This is a genomic window from Aestuariivita boseongensis (assembly GCF_001262635.1).
Taxonomy (GTDB): domain Bacteria; phylum Pseudomonadota; class Alphaproteobacteria; order Rhodobacterales; family Rhodobacteraceae; genus Aestuariivita; species Aestuariivita boseongensis.
On record NZ_JXYH01000026.1, the window covers coordinates 1 to 21111 of the forward strand.

Sequence of the window (21111 nt, forward strand, 5' to 3'; positions counted from 1 at the left end):
AGCCCGCCCTACCGCACAGTTCCGTAGGGCGGGCTTCAGCCCGCCTTACACCCCAAAAGAAAGAAACCAGGATGCCCAAAGGATACATCATCGGTCACGTGACGATCAGCGATCCCGAGGCGTACCAACCCTATGCCCAGAGCAACAATGAGATCTTCCCGAAGCACCAGGGCAAGTTCCTTGTTCGCGGAGGCCAATCCCAGATCATGGAAGGCGACTGCCACACCCGCCACGTGATCATTGAATTCCCGTCTTATGAGGCCGCGCTCGCCGCCTATAACGACCCCGAATACCAAGAGAACATGAAGATCCGCCAAGCCAATTCAACCGGCACAATCATCGTGGTGGAAGGTACGGAATGACCGATATCTCGACACAAGACGGGCCGATGCTGGCCGCCGACGGCACCCCGCTGAAGAAATCCCTGGCGCGCGCCCTGCGCATGCAAAAGATGCGCGCCCTGTTGCTGGTGGCCCCCCTGCTGATCTTCGTGATGGTGACTTTCATCGCGCCCATCGCGGATATGCTGTTCAGGTCAGTCGAAAACCAGATCGTATCCGAAACGCTGCCGGAAACGGTGGTGGAGCTGGCCGAATGGGATCCTGACAGCGACGAGCCCCCTTCCGAGCGGGTGTTTGAGGCGCTCTATATTGACCTCTTCATGGCGTCCGAGAAGAAACTGCACACTCGTCTTGGCACGCGGCTGAATTATGAACAGGCCGGTATTTCCTCGGCCTTCCGCAAATCGGGCCGCCGCGTAGGCCGGTTCGACACGGACATCTATACCGACCAGATCATCGCGCAATCGCCCGATCTGGAAAGCCCCGCGGCCTGGGTCGACATGATGCAAAGCGCCGATCTGCGCGCCGACCTGCCACTGACCGCGCGCACATGGGATCGCTGGGCCGCCTATCTGCGGACCGAAGGCGACGATCCGGCGGAAGAGGATGTCGAAGATTTCCTGTATTCCACCCTCTATTTCGAGCTGCGCGACGGTGCGCAATCGGCCCATCCGCTGATCGCGCCGCTGGATGTGTCCGGCTATGAAACTGTCAGCCTGCGCGGCCAGTTCGAAGATGTGGACGAAGACTGGCTCAGCACCGATGTCTGGCGCACGATCCAAACCTATGCCCCTGATTACACGTCGGGCTATTTCCTGAACGCGATTGACATGCAGAAGGGCCCCGATGGCCCCGAGGCCCGCCCCGAGAACCAGCAATTCTATCTGATGCTGTTCCAGCGCACGCTGTTCATGTCACTGGTGATCACCTTCAGCTGTATCCTGCTGGGGTACCCGGTCGCATGGCTTTTGGCGAACCTGCCGATGCGCACCGCGAACCTGTTGATGATCCTGGTGCTTCTGCCCTTCTGGACCTCGCTTCTGGTGCGGACATCCTCGTGGAAGGTGATGTTGCAGCAACAGGGCGTGATCAACGATGTGCTCGTGTGGCTGGGCCTTGTGGATGATGCCGCGCGACTGGTGATGATCAACAACCAGTTCGGCACGATCGTCGCGATGACGCATATCCTTCTGCCCTTCATGATCCTGCCGATGTATTCGGTGATGCAGACGATCCCGCCCAGCTATCTGCGCGCGGCGAAATCACTGGGGGCCACGAACTGGACGGCCTTCTGGCGGGTCTATTTCCCGCAATCGGTGCCGGGGATCGGCGCGGGCTCAATCCTCGTCTTCATCCTGGCGATTGGCTATTACATCACGCCGGAAATCGTGGGCGGCCGGACAGGGACGTTTATCTCGAACCAGATCGCCTATCACATCTCCAGTTCTTTGAACTGGGGTCTGGCGGCCGCGCTGGGTACGATCCTTCTGGCGGCGGTTCTGATCCTCTACTGGGCCTATGACAAGATCGTCGGCATCGACAATGTGAAGCTGGGAGGGTGATGAGATGACAGCCTTAACTCCAATCTCGCGCACGCCGGTTTCTTTCTATGTACCCGTCGTGGCCGCAGCCGGGGCCTTTGCCGGACTTCTGGTCGGCACCTCGCAGGGCAGTTCATTGCTGGGCCTCCTGATCGGCGCAGCGCTTCTGGCCGTGATCGCGTTTGTTGCAACGAATGTTTTGAAGAACGAACAGGCGGCGCGCTGGATCATTCTGGCCCTGTTCACTGCCCTGGGGTTCTGGGTCGGTGGCCTGCCAGGCATCGTTCTGGGTGCGCTTTTCGGCTGGTTCTTCGGCTGGTTTACCTTCTGGCTGTTCGAGGGACGCTATCGCCGCAAACTGCCGCCCTACCTGACGCCCATGCAGGTTTTATGGCACTTTTCCTTCCGTGTGATCTGTGGCGCGATCTTTGTCTTCCTCATCACGCCGATCCTCGTGGTCATGCCGCTCAGCTTCAATGCGGAAGATTTCTTTACCTTCACGCCGGAAATGCTGCGGTTCGATCCTGCCGGATACTCGCTGAAGCACTATCAGGATTTCTTCACCAGTTCTGAATGGCAGCAGGCGCTGCGCAATTCGCTTCTGATCGCGCCGGTTGCGACGCTTCTGTCGGTGTCCTTCGGCACGCTGGCGGCAATCGGGCTGAGCTCCGAACACGTGCCGTTCCGCCGGGCGATCATGGCGATCCTGATCTCGCCGATGATCGTGCCTCTGATCATTTCGGCGGCCGGGATGTACTTCTTCTATTCCCGCATCGGGCTGCAGGGCACCTATGCCGGGGTCGTGCTGGCGCATGCCGCGCTGGGTATTCCGTTTGTGATCATCACGGTGACTGCAACGCTGGTGGGGTTCGACCGCTCCCTGACGCGGGCGGCGGCGAATATGGGCGCGGATCCCGTAACCACCTTCTTCCGCGTGCAGATGCCGCTGATCCTGCCGGGCGTGATCTCGGGCGGGTTGTTTGCCTTCATCACGTCCTTTGACGAGGTGGTTGTGGTGCTGTTCGTGGGCTCTGCCAGCCAGCAGACACTGCCATGGCAGATGTTCACAGGCCTGCGCGAGCAGATCTCTCCGACCATTCTGGCGGTGGCGACGATCCTCGTGTTCATCTCCATCGTGTTGCTAACGGTCGTGGAACTGTTGCGCCGCCGGTCTGAACGGCTGCGCGGGATGTCACCGGGGTAGGGGGCTCTGCCCCCGCTCCACAGGCGCTCCCCTCGGATATTTGAGAACCCAGAAGAAGGGCGGATCAGCGCAACCGTTTCAACACGTTGAGCGAGGCATAGCCGTCCGGTTTCAGCCCCTCGGCCAGTTGGAACGACCGCACCGCCTCGATCGTCAGCGGGCCGATCTTGCCGTCGATGCCTTGGGTGTCGAAACCTTTTTCGGTCAGGCGTGTCTGAAGCTCCTTGCGTTCCTTCAAGGTCAGCGCGCGGTCTTCGCGCGGCCAGGGCGATTGGATCGGCGGCCCGCCCTTGATGCGGTCGCTCAGATGGCCCACGCCGATCACGTAGGCATCGGCTGAATTGTACCGCTCGATTACCGCGAAATTGTCAAAGATCAGGAAGGCTGCGCCATTGCCGCCAGCAGGCAGCAAGACCGAGGCCAGGCCATGATCCGGCACAGCCCGACCGCTCATATCGACAACACCCAGCTGCGCCCAGGCGCTGGGGGCCTTGGTGATCGACCGTTTCGCAAGGGTGTAGTTGAATCCGTCGGGGATCTGCACTTCCACCCCCCAGGGTTGGCCTTGCGTCCAGCCGAACCGCTTCAGATAGGCGGCTGTCGAGGCCAGCGCGTCGCTGGGATCATCCGACCAGATGTCGCGCCGTCCGTCACCGGTGAAATCCACCGCATAATCCAGATACGAGGTTGGCATGAACTGCGTGTGCCCCATGGCCCCGGCCCAGCTGCCGGTCATGTTGGCAGGCGTGGTGTCGCCGCTTTGCAGGATGCGCAGCGCGGCGATCAGCTGGTCTTCGAAGAAGGCACTGCGCCGCGCGTCAAAGGCCAGCGTGGCCAAGGACCGGATCACGTTCGATTTCCCGCGAAAGCTGCCATAAGCGCTTTCCAGACCCCAGATCGCCACGACGACTTCCTTGTCGACGCCATACTTTGCCTCGATCGCCTCAAGTGTGGCCCTGTGACCGGCCAGCGCCGATTTGCCGTTGGCGATCCGCACGTCCGATGCGGCGCTGTCCAGATATTCCCAGATGGTCTTGGTAAATTCCGACTGGTTCCTGTCGCGCTTGATCACATCGGCATCGTACCGCAGGCCCTGCAAGGCGCGATCCAGCACGTCAGGCGATATCCCCTGCGCCACGGCGCGTTCCTTGAAGGCGCGCAGCCAGTACTGGAAACGCTGGTTTGTCACGGGGCTGTCTTCGGGTTCGGTCACGGTCTGCTTCACCGGTCTGACTTGGGGCCTGAGCGACCGCGACAGGTCAGCCGTCTGTGCCAGCGCCAGTTTCGCCGCCGGTTGCCTGAGTTCGGGTCGAATGGATGTGTCCAGAGCGTCTGCAGCGCCGGGCAAACAGCCCAGAACGCCCAAGACCGCTCCGCCTAGCATGGTTCGCATAACGCCTGCCTTTATCTGCTCTGGCGTGATTGTAGCGCAGAGGGGGCGATGCTCAAAGCACTCCCTTGCAGCGCCTGCGGCGATCCGCTGGTGCGGCGCACGCCTAGCGTCGCCGCCGTTCGACCTTGCGCTTGACCTTGGCTGCCTTGCGCTTGCCCTTGGCCTGCTTGCGCCGAACGCTGCGGCCTGCGGGGCTGGGCGCGCGGGGCAGGGCCTTGTCGTTGATCGACAACAACTCCAACTCTAGCCCGCCGGTCACCGGCGTGGCCTGAGACAGCCGCACGGTCACGCGCTGACCGATCCCGATCAGAAGCCCGGTGTCCGAGCCCATCAGCGTGCCCGCATCACGGTCGAAATGAAAATACTCCCGCCCCAGCGACCGGATCGGAATCAACCCGTCCGCCCCGGTTTCATCCAGCCGCACAAAGGCGCCGAACCGGGCGATGCCGTTGATCCGTCCGGTAAACTCATTGCCGACCCGTTCGCTCAGATAGGCGGCCAGATAGCGGTCTGTCGTATCGCGTTCGGCCATCATCGACCGGCGTTCCGTGTCCGAAACATGTTGCGCGGTCTGCTCCAGCCGGTCGATCTCATCTGGCGACAGCCCGTCCTTGCCCCAGCCATGGGCCGAGATCAGCGCCCGGTGCACGATCAGATCCGAATAGCGCCGGATGGGCGATGTGAAATGCGCATAGTTCTTCAGCGCCAGCCCGAAATGACCAAAATTCTCGGGGCTGTAATAGGCCTGCGTCATCGACCGAAGCGTCGACATGTTGATCAGTTCGGCCTCATCCGTGCCGGCGGCGGCGTTCAGCAGCGCATTCAGATGGCGGGTCTGCAGCACCTGCCCCTTGGCCAGATTGAACCCGGCCGCACCCGCCGTCTCGCGCAGCGCCTCCAGCTTTTCGGGGCTGGGTTCTTCATGCACCCGGAACAGCAGCGGGGAGCGTTTTGCCACCAGCGTTTCCGCCGCGGCCACATTGGCAAGGATCATGAATTCCTCGATCAGCCGGTGCGCATCCAGCCTGTCGCGGAAATTGACCGAGGCGACATGGCCATCCTCGTCAATCTCGATCCGCCGCTCTGGCAGGTCCAGATCCAGCGGCTGCCGCTCCTCCCGCGCCTGTTTCAACGCTTTGTAGGCGGCGTAAAGCGGTTGCAAGACCGGCTCCAGCAGAGGACCGGTCTTGTCATTGGGCGCCCCGTCAACCGCCGCCTGCACTTCCTGATAGTTCAGCGAAGCAGGCGAGCGCATCAGCCCCCTTACAAAGTGATGCCCGATCTTGTCACCCTGCGCGTTGATCTGCATGCGCACCGCGATACAGGCGCGCGGCACGCCTTCGTGCAGCGAACACAGATCGCCCGACAACCTGTCCGGCAGCATCGGCACGACCCGGTCCGGGAAATAGGTGGAATTGCCCCGCTTGCGCGCCTCGGCATCCAGCGCGGTGCCGGGGCGGACATAGGCCGCAACATCCGCAATCGCGACCCAGATGACGTGGCCGCCGGGGTTCTTGGAGTCGTCATCTGCATGGGCGTAACAGGCATCGTCATGGTCGCGCGCGTCCGAAGGGTCGATGGTGATCAACGGCATGTCGCGCAGGTCTTCGCGCCCTTTCAGGCCCAGCGGTTTGGCCTTGTCGGCCTCAAGGATCGCGGCCTCGGGGAAGTCGTCCGGGATGCCGTGCTGATGAATCGCGATCAGCGATACCGCCCTTGGCCCGCTCGGATCACCCAGACGCGACACGATCCGCGCCTTGGGCAGGCCCATGCGATCTTTCGGGCCGGATTGTTCGCCCTCGACCAGCTCACCATCCTTGGCACCCAGCGTATTCGCAGCGGCCACCAGCCATTCGTTCTGGCCCGCCTTGTCGATGGGCACGATCCGCCCGCCTTCGGCTGTTTTGCGGAACACACCCAGGATCTTGCGGGGCGAGGTGCCGATCCGACGGATCAGCCGCGCCTCGTAATTGTGGTCATCCTCATGCACAACGGTCAGCCGGGCCAGGATCCTGTCACCGGGCTTCAGCGCCGGGTCGCTGGCGCGTGGGACGATCAGAACGATCGGCTCCACCCCCTCGCCATGCCACTCCATGGGCCGGGCGAACATGTCGCCATTCGCGTCGGGTTCTTTCACCTGCAGAACGGACACGGGCGGCAGGCGATCCGGATCGCGATAGGTCTTCTTGCGCTTCTCCAGATGGCCTTCGCCTTCCAGTTCTTTCAGCAGCCGTTTCAGATCGATCCGCGCCGCGCCCTTGATGCCAAAGGCCTTCGCGATATCGCGTTTCGAGGTCAGCGTGGGGTTGGCGGCAATCCAGTCGAGGATTTCTGCCTTGGTCGGAATACGGCTCATGGATTCGGTCTATACCAAGCCGATGGACTTAGAAACCACATCCGTAAGCTACAGGAAAAATCCCGCCCCACCCACTGGAAAGGGGCTACGCTTTGGGTGGCGTATCGCCCCGCGACACGCGCAAAAGATCCGCTTTCGTGTCCACGTCCGCCAGAACATCCACCTGCCGGGAAGACATGCCCGCAAGCGTCTTCAACGTGTCGGAAAGCGCATGGGCGCTGCTCCACCGAACGCCCTGAAACAGATCGGGAGGCACCGCGCGACTGCGCTTCAGGCCTACCAGCCAATACCCGCCATCCTCCGCCGGGCCAAAGACGGTGTCCGCCCGCCCAAGGGCGGCGAAAGCTCTTGCGATATGCGCACGCGTGATGCCCGGAATATCCGCCCCGATCACGCAGACAGACCCCGGTGGCATCGACCGTAACAACCTGCCCATCCGGTCCCCCAGATCGCCTTGGCCCTGCGGGACGCGGGCCACGCTTTCGGGCCAGACCCGGCTCATCATCCCTGCCCGGTCGGGGGTCACGGCCAGCACAATCTGCCAGCGCGGATCATCCAGCCGCCCGATCAGTGACAGCGATTGCCGCCTGAACCACCGCGCGGCCTGCACCATGCCGATCTCCTGCCCCAACCGGGTTTTCACCCGTCCGGGCAGGGGTTCCTTGACCATGATGACCAGCCAGCGCTGTCTCACCTTGCCGAAGCCTTATGCAAAGTAATCCCGCAGGATCCGGCCATAGATGGCTTTCAACTGGTGGATCTGCTCAACCGGGACGCATTCATCGACCTGATGCATGGTCTTGCCCACAAGCCCGAATTCCACCACCGGGCAGTGATCCTTCACGAACCGCGCATCCGAGGTGCCGCCCGTGGTCGACAAAACCGGGTGGCGCCCGGTTTCCGCCTTCACCGCCCGCGCCACCAGATCCGACAGCGGCCCCGGCGGCGTCAGGAAGCTTTCGCCGGACACTTTCAGCGCCATCTCGATTGCCACGCCGAACTCGGCTGCGACCACATCGGCCTCGGCCTGCATCCATTCGGTCAGGCTGGCGCTTGTGTGCAGATCATTGAACCGGATGTTCACGGTGGATCGCGTCTGCGCCGGGATCACGTTGTTTGCGGGATTTCCGGTGTCGATCGTCACCACCGCCAGGGTCGAGGCATCGAAATGCTCTGACCCTTCGTCCAGCGTATGCGAGGCCAGCCGGTCCATCAGCCGTGCCATCGCAGGCAGCGGGTTCTTTGCCCGATGCGGATAGGCCGAATGCCCCTGCACGCCGGTCACGGTGAAATAGGCCGTCATCGACCCGCGACGGCCAATTTTCATCATCTCTCCCATCTCATTGGGGCAGGTTGGCTCACCCACCAGGCAAACGCTCATCTTCTCGCCCGCCTGTGCCATGTGATCCAGCAGCGCGGCCGTGCCATCCAGCGCGTCGCCTTCCTCGTCCCCGGTAATGGCGAGGATCACCGCGCCATCGGGTGGGGTGTTGGTCACAAAATCAATCGCCGCCGCGGCAAAGGCCGCGACGCCCGATTTCATATCGGTGGCTCCACGTCCGAACATCACTCCGTCATGCACCTCTGCCCCGAAAGGCGGGCGAGTCCAGGCGGCCTCATCTCCCACCGGGACGACATCCGTATGACCGTTGAACCCGAAGCTACGCGGATGTCCCTTCTGCCCCCAACGGGCAAACAGATTGGCAACACCACCGCGATCCGCGCGGGTGCACGCAAACCCTGCCCCGGCCAGCACTTTTTCCAGCAGCACAAGTGCGCCGCCTTCCTCGGGCGTGACCGAAGGACAGCGGATCAGATCGGCGGTCAAGGCGGCGGCGTCGGTGTCAGACAAGGAACCCTCCTGCATCACTTTCTGAGCATTTGAGGCCACAGTTGAGCCGAATTCCCACGAATGCCAACCCCTTAAGGGGACAAATACGTTCCCGCCCCAGTCCCGTTATGGTAATTTCGTGGCATGAAAGACCCACGCATCACGTGGGCTGGGCACAAATACAGGCGCTGATCACAGCATGGCTTGGATCGCGATCGCGGATCACACCGACGCGCAGTTCGATGCGCAGGGTCTCGGGCCGAACGGCGCGCGGCCCAATGCGCATTACGAGGCCTTGCCAGCCACCCTGCTGGTGCCAAAGGGCAGCCTTGTGATCGAAACCGGTCTCAGCCCGCAGCGCCGCCCGCAACCCCTGCTGACCTTTCGCCAAAGCATTGCCGGTCCGCTGCAGATCAGTCTTCAGGCCATTCCCGGCGGCGGTCTGACGCTGGTGATCGCCAATGGCGATGACCTTCAGCATTGCGCCATAGGCCATGCCGAAACCGGCCGCACCGACTTGTTGCGCATCACCTATTCCTGGGATGCACCCGCGCGCACCGGACTGATCGCGGTGGAACGTACCGGAAGCTCGGCCGTCACGCTTTTCCCGGTCAAGGCGCCCAAGCCGATCCTGATGCGCGACTTACGCGCGCTTTGCCTTGGCGATGGCCAGCGCGAGTTTTCTCAGGACGTGGTCTATTTCGCCGCAGCCACTCATATCGAGCCGGTGGGCCCAAGCCCCACTCTGACGCCGGAAACTCCCATTGCCACACCGCAGGGCTACAAGCCCGCAGGCAGCCTGAAACGGGGTGACACGGTTCTGACCGCATCGGGTCAGGTCGTCCCTGTGCTGCACCGCGTCGATTGCGAAAAGCCCGCGCGCGGGCTGAACCGCCCGGTCATCCTGCGCGCGCCGTATTTCGGATTGCAGCAGGACATCACCGTTGCCCCGGATCAGCGCCTTGTAATGGAAGGGTCCGAGGTGGAATACCTGTTTGGTCATGAAGCGGTCCTTGTGCCCGCGCGCCATCTGGGCGGTGCGGCGGCCGTCGCGGCTCCCTACAGGTCCGGAACCATCCGATATTGCCAGCTGTTGCTGCCTGGGCACGAGGCGCTGAATGCCGCCGGGACCGCCGCCGAGAGCCTTTACATCGGGCGGATCCGACGCAAGCCGCGCCTGTTGGCGGCCAGCCATCTTGCCAATCTGGATCAGGCGTTTCTGCCGGATCACGGAAAGTCGCTTTACCCGGTGCTGCGCGCCTATGATGCGCAGGTTCTGGCGGATTACAGGGCGGCCTGATCCTCGTCTCCGAAGAACGGAGTCATCTGCGCGACGATCACTGCGTTTTCCTCCAGCGCCCGCGCCATCAGCGCGCGTTCTTCTTCATTGATCTCGTGACCCTGCTCCAGCCGCTCTTCCAAAGTCCCATAACCGGTCACATCCAGCGGCGCGGTATCGGCTTGCTTGAGGATTGCCACGGTTTCGCGCACCGCCTCGGCCTCATCCACGCCACTGGCAAAGATCATCAGCGCAGCCCCGGTCGATCCTTTGGGCAAACCGTCCCCCTCCTTCCGGCCGATCTGAACCAGAAGTGTGAACACCTGTTGTTTGCTGTCGCGTTTCGCCATCGGCCGTAGGGCGGGACGTATCCCGCCGCCCCCAATCAGTCGCGCAGAAGCTCGTTGATCCCGGTTTTCGAACGTGTCTTCTCGTCCACCCGTTTCACGATCACCGCACAATAGAGGTTGATGTTATTCTTCGACGGCATCGACCCGGCGACCACCACAGAATAGGGCGGCACTTCGCCATACATGACCTCACCCGTTTCGCGATCCACGATCTTGGTGGATTTCCCGATGAACACACCCATCCCCAGAACCGACCCTTCGCGGACGATGCAGCCCTCAACCACTTCCGACCGCGCGCCGATAAAGCAGTTGTCTTCGATGATCGTGGGGCCCGCCTGCATCGGCTCCAGCACCCCGCCGATGCCTACGCCACCTGACAGGTGCACGTTCTTGCCGATCTGAGCGCAGGAGCCGACTGTGGCCCAGGTATCGACCATAGTGCCTTCGTCCACATAGGCGCCAAGGTTTACGAAAGACGGCATCAGCACCACGCCCGGTGCGATATACGCGCTTTTGCGCACGACGCAGTTGGGCACGGCACGGAACCCGGCGGCTTTCCACTGGTTGTCGCCCCAGCCTTTGAACTTGCTGTCAACCTTGTCCCACCAGCCGCTGCCTTGCGGGCCGCCATCTTGCTGTTCCATATCCTTGATGCGGAAGCCCAGCAGCACGGCCTTCTTCGCCCATTGGTTCACATGCCAGCTGCCGTCGCCTTGCTTTTCCGCCACACGCAGGCTGCCGCTGTCCAGCGCGTTCAGCGTGTCTTCGATCGCCTCGCGCGTCTCGCCCGTGGTGGTGGGCGTGATGGTGTCGCGCGCCTCCCAGGCGGCTTCGATTGCGGTTTCCAGCTGAGCGTTTGACATGTGATTTCCCCGTCGGTCCAATTTCCTTGCGCCCCTATATCGGCGGGGGCAGGGCGGGGCAATGGATTCGCTGTCTCCTAGCCCAGCGGATCAGGCGCGGGGTTTGCGCCGCAGACCAGAACGGCCACACGTTCATCCTTCGCGGGCGCATAGGCCCCACTCATCACCGCGGCCAGCGCCGCCGCCCCGGCAGGCTCCACCAATTGGCGCAGCCCCCGCCACAGGCGCAGCTGCGCCTCGGCAATCGCATCATCGGTGACAAGAACCGACGTCACCTGGGTTTCAACCGCCAGATCATAGCAGATCTGCCCGATCCGCTTGGCCCCCAGCGCATTCGCGGCAATCCCCGAAACCTCCACATCCACAGGGCCGCCCGCCGCCAGCGCCGCGTTCAGCGCGCAGGAGGTTTCTGGTTCAACCGCGATGATGCGGCGCGCCCCGGCCCAATGCGCCATGGCACCGGCGACCAGACCACCGCCGCCCACGGCAATGACGACCGTATCGGCGTCCAACCCCTGCGCATTCCATTCTGCAGCCAAAGTGCCCTGACCCGCGACCGTGCCCACGGCGTCATAAGCATGCACCTGCATCGCCCCGCTTTTCGTCTCGAAGTCTTGCGCGGCCTCCAAAGCGTTGGCGTACGCGCCGGGAACCACATGCAGATCGGCCCCCGTTTCCCGGATCAAGTTGATCTTGGCGGGGCCCGCCATCTCGGGCACGAAGATCGTTGCGGGATATCCCAGCGCCCGCGCGGCGAAGGCCACCGCCGCCCCGTGGTTTCCACCCGACGCGGCCACTACGCCCGCCGCAGGCACGTCTGACGACAAAAGCGTGTTGAAGGCACCGCGCGGTTTGAAACTGCCGGTGTGCTGCATCTGTTCCAGCTTCAGGTCAATCGGCCGGTCCAGACCCAGATCGCACCCCATCAGCACCGGGGTCACCCGCACATGGCCCTCTATCCGTGACTGTGCCGCCGCGATCTCGGCTGTCCAATCCATGCCTGTCTCCTTCCCCATAGCGCTTGATCATCCAACCCTATATCGATGGCACGACCGCCCAGGAAGGACCAGACCGATATGAGAGATCACCGCCACAGCCGCTTCCGCGATGCCCGCGAAGACAAGATTACCGCGGGCGAATTGCCCAGCTCTCCCCAAACGGAATCCAGTGCCTACAGGCTTGCGTTCGCCGATGAGGATTTCCTCTGCCGCGATGAACTGCGCCCGGTACGCCTCCAGCTGGAACTTCTGAAACCCGAATTGCTGCTGGAAGAGCGCGGCATCGAAAGCACCGTGGTCCTGTTCGGCGGGGCACGCATCCCAAGCCCCGAGAAGAAAAACACCGCGCGCACGAAAACCCTCGCGTCCCTCTCCGAATATTACGAGGAAGCCCGGCGGTTCGCCCGCCTGATGACTGAAAAATCAGTGAAAACCGGCTGCCGGGAGTTCGTCATCGCCACCGGCGGCGGCCCCGGTGTGATGGAGGCGGGCAATCTGGGTGCGCATGAGGCGGGTGGGGTGTCAGTAGGTTTCAGCATCGTGTTGCCGCATGAGCAGATGCCGAATACCTATGTGACCCCCGACCTCAGCTTCAATTTCCACTATTTCGCGATCCGCAAGATGCATTTCCTGATGCGCGCACGGGCGATCTGCGTTTTCCCGGGCGGGTTCGGAACCCTCGATGAGATGTTCGAGTCGCTCACCCTCATCCAGACCGGCCGGATGGAGCGTGTGCCGTTCATTCTGTTTGGGAAAGACTTCTGGGAGAAGATCATCAACTGGAAAGCGCTGGCAGATGCCGGCACGATCTCGGACGAAGACCTGGATCTGTTCCGCTTCGTCGATACAGCCGCCGAAGCGGTCGAGATCATCGACAATTGGGATCCCGCTCCGGCGCGGACAGAAATACCGGGGCGGTAACGTGCCTTGGGCGATCTGAACTGCACTCACCCAAGGCACGTCGTTTTCAGGATCACGCGAAGTTCTGCGGCAGAATGCCCAGCGTGATGCCTTGCGGCAGTTTGGTGACGACCTGGCGGCTGCCTTGTTCACGGATGCCGTATCCATAGCCTTTCATGCGAAAGTGCCATTCCCGCTTGGACAGCGACTTGCGCCGCTCTGCCGCCAGGAAATCAAGGGTCGATGCTTCCAGCATCGGGGTGCCTGTATCTGCGCTCAACATTGGTGCTCTCCATCCAGTGCAGTTGTTTATGAGATGGAAACTGATTGTTGATCAGGGCCGCAATGGTTCCACAAAAGGGAATTTTCGCGGCCACTGTTCCGCATTTTGACACAATTGGTTGCGGCCTGCCTGCTGCCGGATTGGGTATTTATGGTCAGAAAGAAGCAGGTGCCCCCCTGGTCCTTCTTCTCTTTCCAAATACGGAACTCCGGCGGCGGCCACGGGGCCGTCAGCTTTGCAATCCGGCCTCGGCGGCGATTTCCTTTCGGGATTTGCGCGCGCGTTCCGTGGCCGATTTCAGCTGGCCACAGGCCGCAAGGATGTCCTCGCCCCTTGGAGTGCGGATCGGGGAGGCATAGCCCGCCTTGTAAATGATGTCGGCAAAAGCCCGGATCCGGTTGTTCGAGGATCGCTTGTAAGGCGCGCCGGGCCATTCGTTGAACGGGATCAGGTTCACCTTGGCCGGGATCCCTTCGATCAGCTTGATCAGGCGTCGCGCATCTTCGTCGCTGTCATTGACCCCGTCCAGCATCACATATTCAAAGGTGATCCGTTCGGAATTGGTCAGCCGTGGATAGGCGCGCAGCGCCTCCAGCAGGGTTTCGATGTTCCAGCGCTTGTTGATCGGTACCAGCTTGTCGCGCACCTCGTCGGTGGTGGCGTGGAAGGACACCGCCAGAAGGCAGCCGATCTCTTCGGCGGTGCGGGCGATTTCCGGCACAACGCCGCTGGTGGATAGCGTGATGCGGCGACGGCTGAGTGAAATGCCTTCGCCGTCCATCGCGATCTTCATCGCATCACGTACGTTTTCGAAGTTATACAGCGGCTCGCCCATGCCCATCAGCACGATATTCGACAAAAGCCGCGTTTCGTCCTTGGGCACGCCCGGCACGGGCCATTCGTCCAGATCGTCGCGTGCGACCATGATCTGGCCCACGATTTCCCCGGCGGTCAGGTTGCGCACCAGTTTCTGCGTGCCCGTGTGGCAGAAGGAACAGGTCAGCGTGCAGCCCACCTGCGACGACACACACAGCGTGCCGCGCCCCTCTTCGGGGATATAGACGACCTCAACCTCATGTCCGCCCGCGATGCGCACCAGGTATTTGCGCGTCCCGTCGGTCGAGACCTGTTTGGACACCACCTCCGGAACCTCGATCACGAAACGCTCGGCCAGCTCGGCGCGATAGGCTTTGCTCAGGTTCGTCATCTCGGCAAAGTCGCGCTTGCCCCATTGGTAGATCCACTGCCAGATCTGGCCCACGCGCATCTTGGCCTGCTTTTCCGGCGTGCCATGGGCGATCAGCGTCTCGCGCAGCTGGTCGCGGGTCAGGCCGACAAGGTTCACAGGCCCCTCCGGCAGTTTCCGGGGGATCGTCATGACGTCTTGCGTGATCGGCGCATTGGCTGACATGGTTTCAGGTCCAATAGGTAAGAAGATGCGCCTCTATATAGGAGCGCGCGCGCGATGCAAAAGGGAATTGTCCCTGCGGCCTATCCGCTGCAGCGGGCTTCCGCATCCTCGATGGCGGCTGTGAAGCCCAGCAACGAGAACGTATCGACCGTCTGCGTGCCGCGCGACGACCGGGCCGTCAGCACTGCCTGCGCGCCGCGCTTCATCGCCGTGATGATCTTGGCATCATCGGCTTCCGACGCGGGCCAGGCCCATTCGCCCTCGGTGAAAAGCTCGAAGGAATTGCTTCCGATCTGCAGGTTCACGGTCGATCCATCCGCGAAGGGATAGCCGCCGGTGAATGTCACCTGGCCTTTCACCTCCTCGCCGGGGCGATAGAACACGAACAGCAGGATATCCCCCCGCCGCACCGCCACGACGCGTCCATCGCGCGTGTTTACCGTTTCCTTGGGCGCAGAGACGCCCCAGCACTCGGTCGGATCGCTTTCGACAAACACGCTCCAATCGGTCTTGGCGGCGACGCGGTTCGTGCTTTCTTCCTGTGCCAGTGCAGCGCCTGAAGCCGTTGCAGCCATGCTCAGACCCGCAATCCAGCGCGTCAGATGTGTTCCCCAGTGTACAGCCATATGTCCAGCCTCCAGCTGTCCTTAACCTCAATAACTACAGCCAACCGTCCTATGGTTTTTGTTCTGCGACCGGCTTGTCTCGACAAATGGCATATTAACGTAATATGCGCAGCAGACGAAAGAGCGATTGGCGTGAATTCGCCAAGAATTGAGGTATCCGATGTCACAAGCCGTTCCAATGGTCGAAGTCTGGCGGGGTGATCTGCTGGAAAGCCTGCATAGCGGGCATGCCGTGATTTGCGACGATACCGGCCAGATCGTCGAAGCCTGGGGCAATCCGCACCAGCTGATCTATCCGCGCAGTTCCTGCAAGATGGTGCAGGCGCTGCCGCTTCTGGAAAGCGGGGCGGCAGATCGTGCGGGGCTGACATCGGAACACCTGGCTCTGGCCTGTGCCTCGCATAACGGCAATGCGATCCATACGGACCGGGTGCAGCGCTGGCTGGCCGATCTGGGCATGAATGACGACGCCCTGCGCTGCGGCACCCAATGGCCCCAGCCGCAAGAGGCAGAACATGCCATGGTCCGCGCGGGCCAGACGCCCTGTCAGTATCACAACAACTGTTCGGGCAAGCATTCGGGTTTCCTGACCCTGTCGAAGGACATGGGCGCCGGCCCGGAATATGTTGACCCCGATCACCCCGTTCAGCTGGCGGTGAAAGACGCCTTCGAACGCGCCACGGGCGAAGACACGCCCGGCTTCGGGATTGACGGATGTTCAGCCCCCAATTTCCAAAGCAGACTTCTGGGCCTTGCCCGTGCAATGGCCCGTTTCGCCTCGGCTCCCGACGGGAGTGCCGAGGCGCGCCTGCGCAACGCCATGATGCAGCACCCCGATCTGGTCGCGGGTGAAGGGCGGTCCTGCACCCGCCTGATGCGTGCCATGGGCACCAAAGCCGCGATCAAGACAGGGGCCGAGGCGGTGTTCATCGCAATCCTCCCGGACCAGAAACTGGGCGTTGCGCTGAAGATCACCGACGGCGCCACCCGCGCCAGCGAATGTGCGATCACGGCGCTGCTGGTGCGCTTGGGCGTTCTGTCAGCTGAGGATCCGGTGGCGCGCGATTACCTGGCCGCGCCGCTTCTGAACCGCAGGGGGATCGACACCGGCGTGATCCGCCCCAGCGAAGGCTTCATCTGACCGCGTCTTGCAGGCGCTGCCACAGCGGCCCGCGTACGCTCAGCTCTTCGGCCAACAGGTCAAACACCAGACGGATACGCCGGTTCGTCTGCAGCTCCCGGTGGCTGACCAGCCAGGTTTCCACATTCATGGGGGTGAAATCTTCGGTCACAAGCTGCAGATCGGGAACCATCCCCGCCATATCTTTTCCCATCATTCCAATCGCTTCCCCCAGGCGCACGATTTCCAGCATCGCCAGTGTGCTGGCCGAGGAAAACCGCAAGTTGTCGCGCGTCATCGCCAGCCCCATGGCCTGCGCGGCGGCCAGATGCCGTTCCACCGGCTCGAACCCCGCGATGATGTGCCCTTTGAGGTCGCGGACACTTTTCGGCACGCCAAATATCTCAAGATACCTCGGCGTCGCGTAAAGCCGCACCTCATCGTCACGCAGCTTTTGGGCGATCAGTTCCGGCTGGTCGGGCCGCACATGGCGCAGGGCGATATCCGCTTCCCGTCGCCGCAAATCCTGCACATCGTTGGACGAGATGATTTCAACCGTAATGCCCGGCGCAATCTCTCTCAGCCGACGCAAGGCGCGGGGCAGAATGTACACCGCCGTCCAATCGCCGGCCGTGATCGTGACATGGCCCTCGATGGCGCGGTTGCGCCCGGACGCGGTCAGCGAAAAGCCGTGTGCGGCGTTTGCCATGGCGCGCACATGTTCGACCAGATCCAAGCCAGCCTCGGTCAGGGTCAGGTTCCGCCCGGTGCGGTTGAACAGAAGAACGCCCAGGCTCTCCTCCAGCGCCGCAACCTGACGGCCCAGCGTGGGTTGGGTCAGACCCAACGCCCGCGCGGCGGCCGACAGCGATCCTTCCTCCGCCGTTACAAGAAAGGCGCGCGCCTGGTTCCAGTCAAAATTGATGCCACTCCAATTCATGCAATTTTGTATACATAGACTACGTATTTTCGCAATTCCGAAACGGATATGAATATGTCACCAAAGCGGCAAGACAGTAATCGACCTCGTATGAAAGCAAAGAAAATGACAACCAGTGCCGTGTTTTGGGATCGCATCGCCGACAAGTATTCCCGCCAGCCCGTCAAGAACCAGACGGCCTATGAACAAACCCTCGACGCCACGCGCGCGCACCTGGGGCCCTCCGATCATGTGCTCGAGCTTGGCTGCGGTACTGGGTCAACCGCCCTGACGCTGGCCGGGGATGTGGCGCGGATCACCGCGTCGGATATCTCTCCGCGTATGATCGCCATTGCTGAACGCAAGCGGGCCGAGGCTGGGGTCGACAATGTCGAATTCATGCCTGCCGAGGTGGGGGAGCAGGTTCTGAACTGGCAAAGCTATGATGCGGTTCTTGCTTTCAACCTGCTGCATCTGGTGCCGGATCTGGACCGTACCCTGTCCGATATCCATGCGCAGCTGCGCCCTGGCGGGACCTTCATCTCGAAATCCGCCTGCTTGGGTGAGATGTCGTTCCTGATCAAAGGCTTGGTCCGTGGCATGCAGTGCTTTGGCCGCGCGCCGCAGGTGCTTTACTTCAACACGAAAGAACTGGAAGACGCGATGCGCTGGGCCGGGTTCGAGGTGCTTTCGTCACGGACCTTCGACAAAGCGCCCACCGCCCGTTTCATCGTGGCACGCAAACCGCTGGCCGGAAAATGACGCATTTTCCGGCAGGACGCTGACGCAGCGTCCTGAGGCCAGACATCCGTGCCAAGGAATTTGCGTCAAATCCCCGGCGGTTTCTGCGTCAGAAATCGGCCACTCACAAAACAAACTCATCCCGGGCATAACCCTGGATATACAGCAGCGCGGTGAGGTCTCCGAAATTGATGCGGATATCGCACTGGGCCGCGACAGCGGGCTTGGCATGCAGCGCCACGCCTGCGCCCGCCCGGCTGAGCATCCCCAGATCGTTGGCGCCATCCCCAACGGCCAACACCTGGTCTTCCCCGATGCTCAGCCGGGCGGTAATCTCTTCCAGAGCGGCGACTTTCGCCTCTTTCCCCAGAATCGGGCGACCCACATCGCCGGTCAGTACACCGCCATCCGCCAAAAGCGTATTGGCGCGGTTCTCGTCAAATCCCAGCCGCGCCGCGATCTCCGAGGTGAAGGACGTAAATCCACCTGACACCAGCGCCGCATAGGCGCCATTCGCCCGCATCGTGGCAACCAGCTCCGGCCCGCCCGGCATCAACGTGATCCGGTTTGCCAGAACGCTTTGGATCACCGTCTCGGGCAGGCCCTTCAGAAGACCCACGCGTTCGGTCAGCGCCCCTTCGAAATCCAGCTCTCCGTTCATGGCCCGCGCAGTGATGTCCTTGACGCGGTCACCGACACCGGCTTCCTCGGCCAGTTCGTCGATGCATTCCTGCTGGATCATGGTGCTGTCCATATCGGCCAGCAGCATCTGCTTTTTCCGGCTGTCAGCGGGTTGCACCACCAGATCCACCCCCATCTTCTGCAGATCCTCCCACACGTCCCAGCGGTTGCCCGGCACCTGCGGAACCGGAAACTCCGCCGCCTCGTCCGGAGCAAGCCAGACCGCATCGCCGCCACCCCACGCGTTGCGCAGCGAGTCGATCAGCGCGGGATCAAGGGCATTCGATTTTGGGGCGGCAAGTACTGTGACGGTAAACATGAGACCTCGGGAGCAGTTTGCGCCCCCTTAAGCCAGCAAGACCTGCATTACCAGACCCCGACCTGTACGGGCGTCTAACAGGCGTCCAGAAGTTGCACCCGCACTGCGCCGTTCGGCCAGTCGATGCCCGGCGTGCTGAGTATCAAAAGGTCCTTACGGATCGTCTGATACTTCTGGGGCGTCATCACCCCGACCTGGATCATCGTCTGTTTCGCCCAGCAATCCGCCTGGCGCTCACCACCCGGACCGTAAGCACCCAGGGCATGACCCAACGCGTGATGGGCGCATTCGTGGTAATAGAAGAATTCCTGCGTCGCAGCCGGTCGAGGCATCAGAATGCTTGGATTCCACAGCACGATCGGTTGGCCATTGGGTGACGTCCGCGCAACCGCGATATCGGGAATGGACGGGTCCGGGTAATAGTGCACCTGGACATTCTGGATGTTGTAGCAGGCGGGATAAACGGTCTGGGCTGTGCTGGGCGTGGCATGCAGGGCAATGGCAATCCCCAGAAGCACGGAAAGGCGAAAAAGCATCGAATGAACTCCTTTAGGTTGTAATCACACCTAAACCTCAGCCGAAAATGCCGGCATGTCAAAAGTTTCCGATCATAAACCCATGTGTCGGTTTTGCACGGTAAACCGGCGCAAACCCTGCATCTTTTGTCTTGCGCGCCGCGCGGCATGCACGTAATCCGATCTGTGGGACACCCCTCCCCAACGAGGGGCGCTTATCTGGAAGGGTAGCATTGATGGCTATTGATCAACCGGCAACGCGGCCGGCAAATCCGCGTTTTTCCTCTGGCCCCTGCGCCAAACCCCCCACTTTTACACTGGATTCGCTTGCTGACGCCGCTCTGGGCCGGTCGCACCGCGCTGCCATCGGCAAGGCCAAGCTGAAAGCCGCAATCGAAGAAACGCGCGAGATCCTGGGCGTACCGGCAGATTACAGGATCGGCATCGTACCCGCGTCTGACACCGGCGCGTTCGAAATGGCGATGTGGAACCTTCTGGGCGACCGCGGCGTCGAAATGCTCGCCTGGGAAAGCTTCGGCGCGGGCTGGGTAACAGACTGCATCAAACAGCTGAAACTCGATGCCGAGGTCAAAACCGCCGAGTATGGCGAGATCGTCGATCTTGCCACCGTCGACTGGGCGAAAGACGTCTGCTTCACCTGGAACGGCACCACCTCTGGCGTGCGCGTTCCGAATGGCGATGCAATCCCGGCTGATCGCGAGGGGCTGACGCTCTGCGACGCGACCTCTGCCGCCTTCGCTATGGACCTGCCCTGGGACAAGCTGGATGTGACCACCTTCTCCTGGCAAAAAGTGCTGGGCGGTGAAGCGGCCCATGGAATGCTGATACTGTCGCCCCGCGCGGTGGAGCGTCTTGAGACCTACACCCCCGCATGGCCCCTGCCGAAGATCTTCCGTCTGACCAAGGGCGGTAAGCTGATCGAAGGCGTCTTCGTGGGTGAAACCATCAACACGCCGTCCATGCTGGCAGTGGAGGATTACCTGCAGTGTCTGGCCTGGGCGCGCTCGGTCGGGGGGCTCAAGGGCCTCATCGCCCGTGCCGATGCCAACGCACAAGCGATCTGGGATTTCTGCGCCACGCGCGACTGGATCGACAATCTGGCCGTTGACGCGGCCACGCGGTCGAATACCTCGGTCTGCCTGAAATTCACCGATTCCCGCATCACGGATGGGGCGGCTTTCGCCAAGGCCGTGGCCAAACGTCTGGGCGATGAAAACGTGGCCCTCGATATCGGCGCCTATCGCGACGCCCCTCCGGGCCTGCGGATCTGGTGTGGCGGCACTGTTGAAACCTCGGATATCGAGGCGATGCTGCCCTGGCTCGAATACGCGTTCGAGGCTGAAATCGCCGCGCAGTCCCAAGCCGCATGACAGATGCCGGGGTGAAGCCCGGCCTACCCCACATCCTGTAGGCCGGGCT

21 protein-coding genes are annotated in these 21111 nt (G+C 62.0%); 8 read left to right on the plus strand and 13 right to left on the minus strand.

What is annotated here, in order from left to right:
* Positions 1-71 precede the first annotated feature (71 nt).
* From TR61_RS11340 to TR61_RS11350, 3 genes are read left to right on the plus strand one after another with little or no spacing between them, the layout of a single operon-like run.
* Entirely contained in the window at positions 72-362 is a 291-nt protein-coding gene (locus TR61_RS11340) for a DUF1330 domain-containing protein (RefSeq protein ID WP_050930108.1), read from the plus strand.
* Positions 359-1903, plus strand: coding sequence for an ABC transporter permease (locus TR61_RS11345; RefSeq protein ID WP_050930109.1), 1545 nt, complete (start codon positions 359-361; stop codon positions 1901-1903). Before TR61_RS11340 ends, TR61_RS11345 begins: the two co-directional genes overlap by 4 nt.
* A 4-nt stretch (positions 1904-1907) precedes the next feature.
* Positions 1908-3086 carry an ABC transporter permease gene (locus TR61_RS11350; RefSeq protein WP_050930110.1) on the plus strand — a complete coding sequence of 393 codons (1179 nt, stop codon included), beginning with the start codon at positions 1908-1910 and terminating at the stop codon, positions 3084-3086.
* A gap of 64 nt (positions 3087-3150) precedes the next feature.
* On the opposite strand, the gene TR61_RS11355 is transcribed toward TR61_RS11350, so the two are convergent.
* The 4 genes from TR61_RS11355 to dapE form a co-directional block, all read right to left on the minus strand.
* Positions 3151-4479, minus strand: coding sequence for a lytic murein transglycosylase (locus TR61_RS11355; protein ID WP_050930111.1), 1329 nt, complete (start codon positions 4477-4479; stop codon positions 3151-3153).
* A gap of 103 nt (positions 4480-4582) precedes the next feature.
* Positions 4583-6835 (minus strand): ribonuclease R, encoded by a 2253-nt coding sequence (rnr, locus tag TR61_RS11360; RefSeq protein ID WP_050930112.1) that lies wholly within the window; start codon positions 6833-6835, stop codon positions 4583-4585.
* Between the two features lie 85 nt (positions 6836-6920).
* Positions 6921-7505 carry a TIGR04282 family arsenosugar biosynthesis glycosyltransferase gene (locus tag TR61_RS11365; RefSeq protein WP_050930113.1) on the minus strand — a complete coding sequence of 195 codons (585 nt, stop codon included), beginning with the start codon at positions 7503-7505 and terminating at the stop codon, positions 6921-6923.
* A 36-nt stretch (positions 7506-7541) separates the two neighbouring features.
* Positions 7542-8702 (minus strand): succinyl-diaminopimelate desuccinylase, encoded by a 1161-nt coding sequence (gene dapE / locus TR61_RS11370; RefSeq protein ID WP_050930114.1) that lies wholly within the window; start codon positions 8700-8702, stop codon positions 7542-7544.
* Between the two features lie 163 nt (positions 8703-8865).
* On the opposite strand from dapE, the gene TR61_RS11375 reads away from it, so the two are divergent.
* Positions 8866-9966 (plus strand): Hint domain-containing protein, encoded by a 1101-nt coding sequence (locus TR61_RS11375; protein ID WP_050930115.1) that lies wholly within the window; start codon positions 8866-8868, stop codon positions 9964-9966.
* Here TR61_RS11375 and TR61_RS11380 read toward each other — a convergent pair.
* The 3 genes from TR61_RS11380 to TR61_RS11390 form a co-directional block, all read right to left on the minus strand.
* Complete coding sequence (locus tag TR61_RS11380; protein ID WP_050930116.1) at positions 9951-10295, minus strand: hypothetical protein; 345 nt, start codon at positions 10293-10295, stop codon at positions 9951-9953. The genes TR61_RS11375 and TR61_RS11380 overlap by 16 nt on opposite strands.
* Before the next feature lie 35 nt (positions 10296-10330).
* Positions 10331-11158, minus strand: coding sequence for a 2,3,4,5-tetrahydropyridine-2,6-dicarboxylate N-succinyltransferase (gene dapD / locus TR61_RS11385; protein WP_050930117.1), 828 nt, complete (start codon positions 11156-11158; stop codon positions 10331-10333).
* A 77-nt stretch (positions 11159-11235) separates the two neighbouring features.
* Positions 11236-12156 carry a threonine/serine dehydratase gene (locus TR61_RS11390; protein ID WP_050930118.1) on the minus strand — a complete coding sequence of 307 codons (921 nt, stop codon included), beginning with the start codon at positions 12154-12156 and terminating at the stop codon, positions 11236-11238.
* Between the two features lie 78 nt (positions 12157-12234).
* On the opposite strand from TR61_RS11390, the gene TR61_RS11395 reads away from it, so the two are divergent.
* Complete coding sequence (locus TR61_RS11395; RefSeq protein ID WP_050930119.1) at positions 12235-13077, plus strand: LOG family protein; 843 nt, start codon at positions 12235-12237, stop codon at positions 13075-13077.
* A gap of 52 nt (positions 13078-13129) precedes the next feature.
* Here the strand turns inward: TR61_RS11395 and TR61_RS11400 are convergent, their stop codons facing one another.
* From TR61_RS11400 to TR61_RS11410, 3 genes are all read right to left on the minus strand, one after another.
* Complete coding sequence (locus tag TR61_RS11400) at positions 13130-13339, minus strand: hypothetical protein (protein WP_245626879.1); 210 nt, start codon at positions 13337-13339, stop codon at positions 13130-13132.
* 229 nt (positions 13340-13568) lie between these two features.
* Entirely contained in the window at positions 13569-14750 is a 1182-nt protein-coding gene (gene rlmN / locus TR61_RS11405) for a dual-specificity RNA methyltransferase RlmN (protein WP_050930120.1), read from the minus strand.
* Between the two features lie 80 nt (positions 14751-14830).
* Positions 14831-15376 (minus strand): invasion associated locus B family protein, encoded by a 546-nt coding sequence (locus TR61_RS11410; protein WP_050930121.1) that lies wholly within the window; start codon positions 15374-15376, stop codon positions 14831-14833.
* A 160-nt stretch (positions 15377-15536) separates the two neighbouring features.
* Between TR61_RS11410 and TR61_RS11415 the strand changes: the two genes are divergently transcribed.
* Entirely contained in the window at positions 15537-16517 is a 981-nt protein-coding gene (locus TR61_RS11415) for an asparaginase (RefSeq protein WP_050930122.1), read from the plus strand.
* Here the strand turns inward: TR61_RS11415 and TR61_RS11420 are convergent.
* Positions 16510-17436 carry a LysR family transcriptional regulator gene (locus TR61_RS11420; protein WP_050930123.1) on the minus strand — a complete coding sequence of 309 codons (927 nt, stop codon included), beginning with the start codon at positions 17434-17436 and terminating at the stop codon, positions 16510-16512. The genes TR61_RS11415 and TR61_RS11420 overlap by 8 nt on opposite strands.
* Before the next feature lie 90 nt (positions 17437-17526).
* Between TR61_RS11420 and TR61_RS11425 the strand changes: the two genes are divergently transcribed.
* Positions 17527-18177 (plus strand): class I SAM-dependent methyltransferase, encoded by a 651-nt coding sequence (locus TR61_RS11425; protein WP_245626880.1) that lies wholly within the window; start codon positions 17527-17529, stop codon positions 18175-18177.
* Positions 18178-18280: 103 nt separating this feature from the next.
* Here the strand turns inward: TR61_RS11425 and serB are convergent, their stop codons facing one another.
* Both serB and TR61_RS11435 read right to left on the minus strand, forming a co-directional pair.
* Positions 18281-19156 (minus strand): phosphoserine phosphatase SerB, encoded by an 876-nt coding sequence (serB, locus tag TR61_RS11430; RefSeq protein WP_050930124.1) that lies wholly within the window; start codon positions 19154-19156, stop codon positions 18281-18283.
* Positions 19157-19230: 74 nt separating this feature from the next.
* Entirely contained in the window at positions 19231-19692 is a 462-nt protein-coding gene (locus TR61_RS11435) for a hypothetical protein (protein WP_050930125.1), read from the minus strand.
* A 215-nt stretch (positions 19693-19907) separates the two neighbouring features.
* Between TR61_RS11435 and TR61_RS11440 the strand changes: the two genes are divergently transcribed.
* Positions 19908-21062: a phosphoserine transaminase gene (locus tag TR61_RS11440; RefSeq protein WP_050930126.1), complete on the plus strand. Its 1155-nt coding sequence runs from the start codon at positions 19908-19910 to the stop codon at positions 21060-21062.
* Positions 21063-21111: the final 49 nt, after the last annotated feature.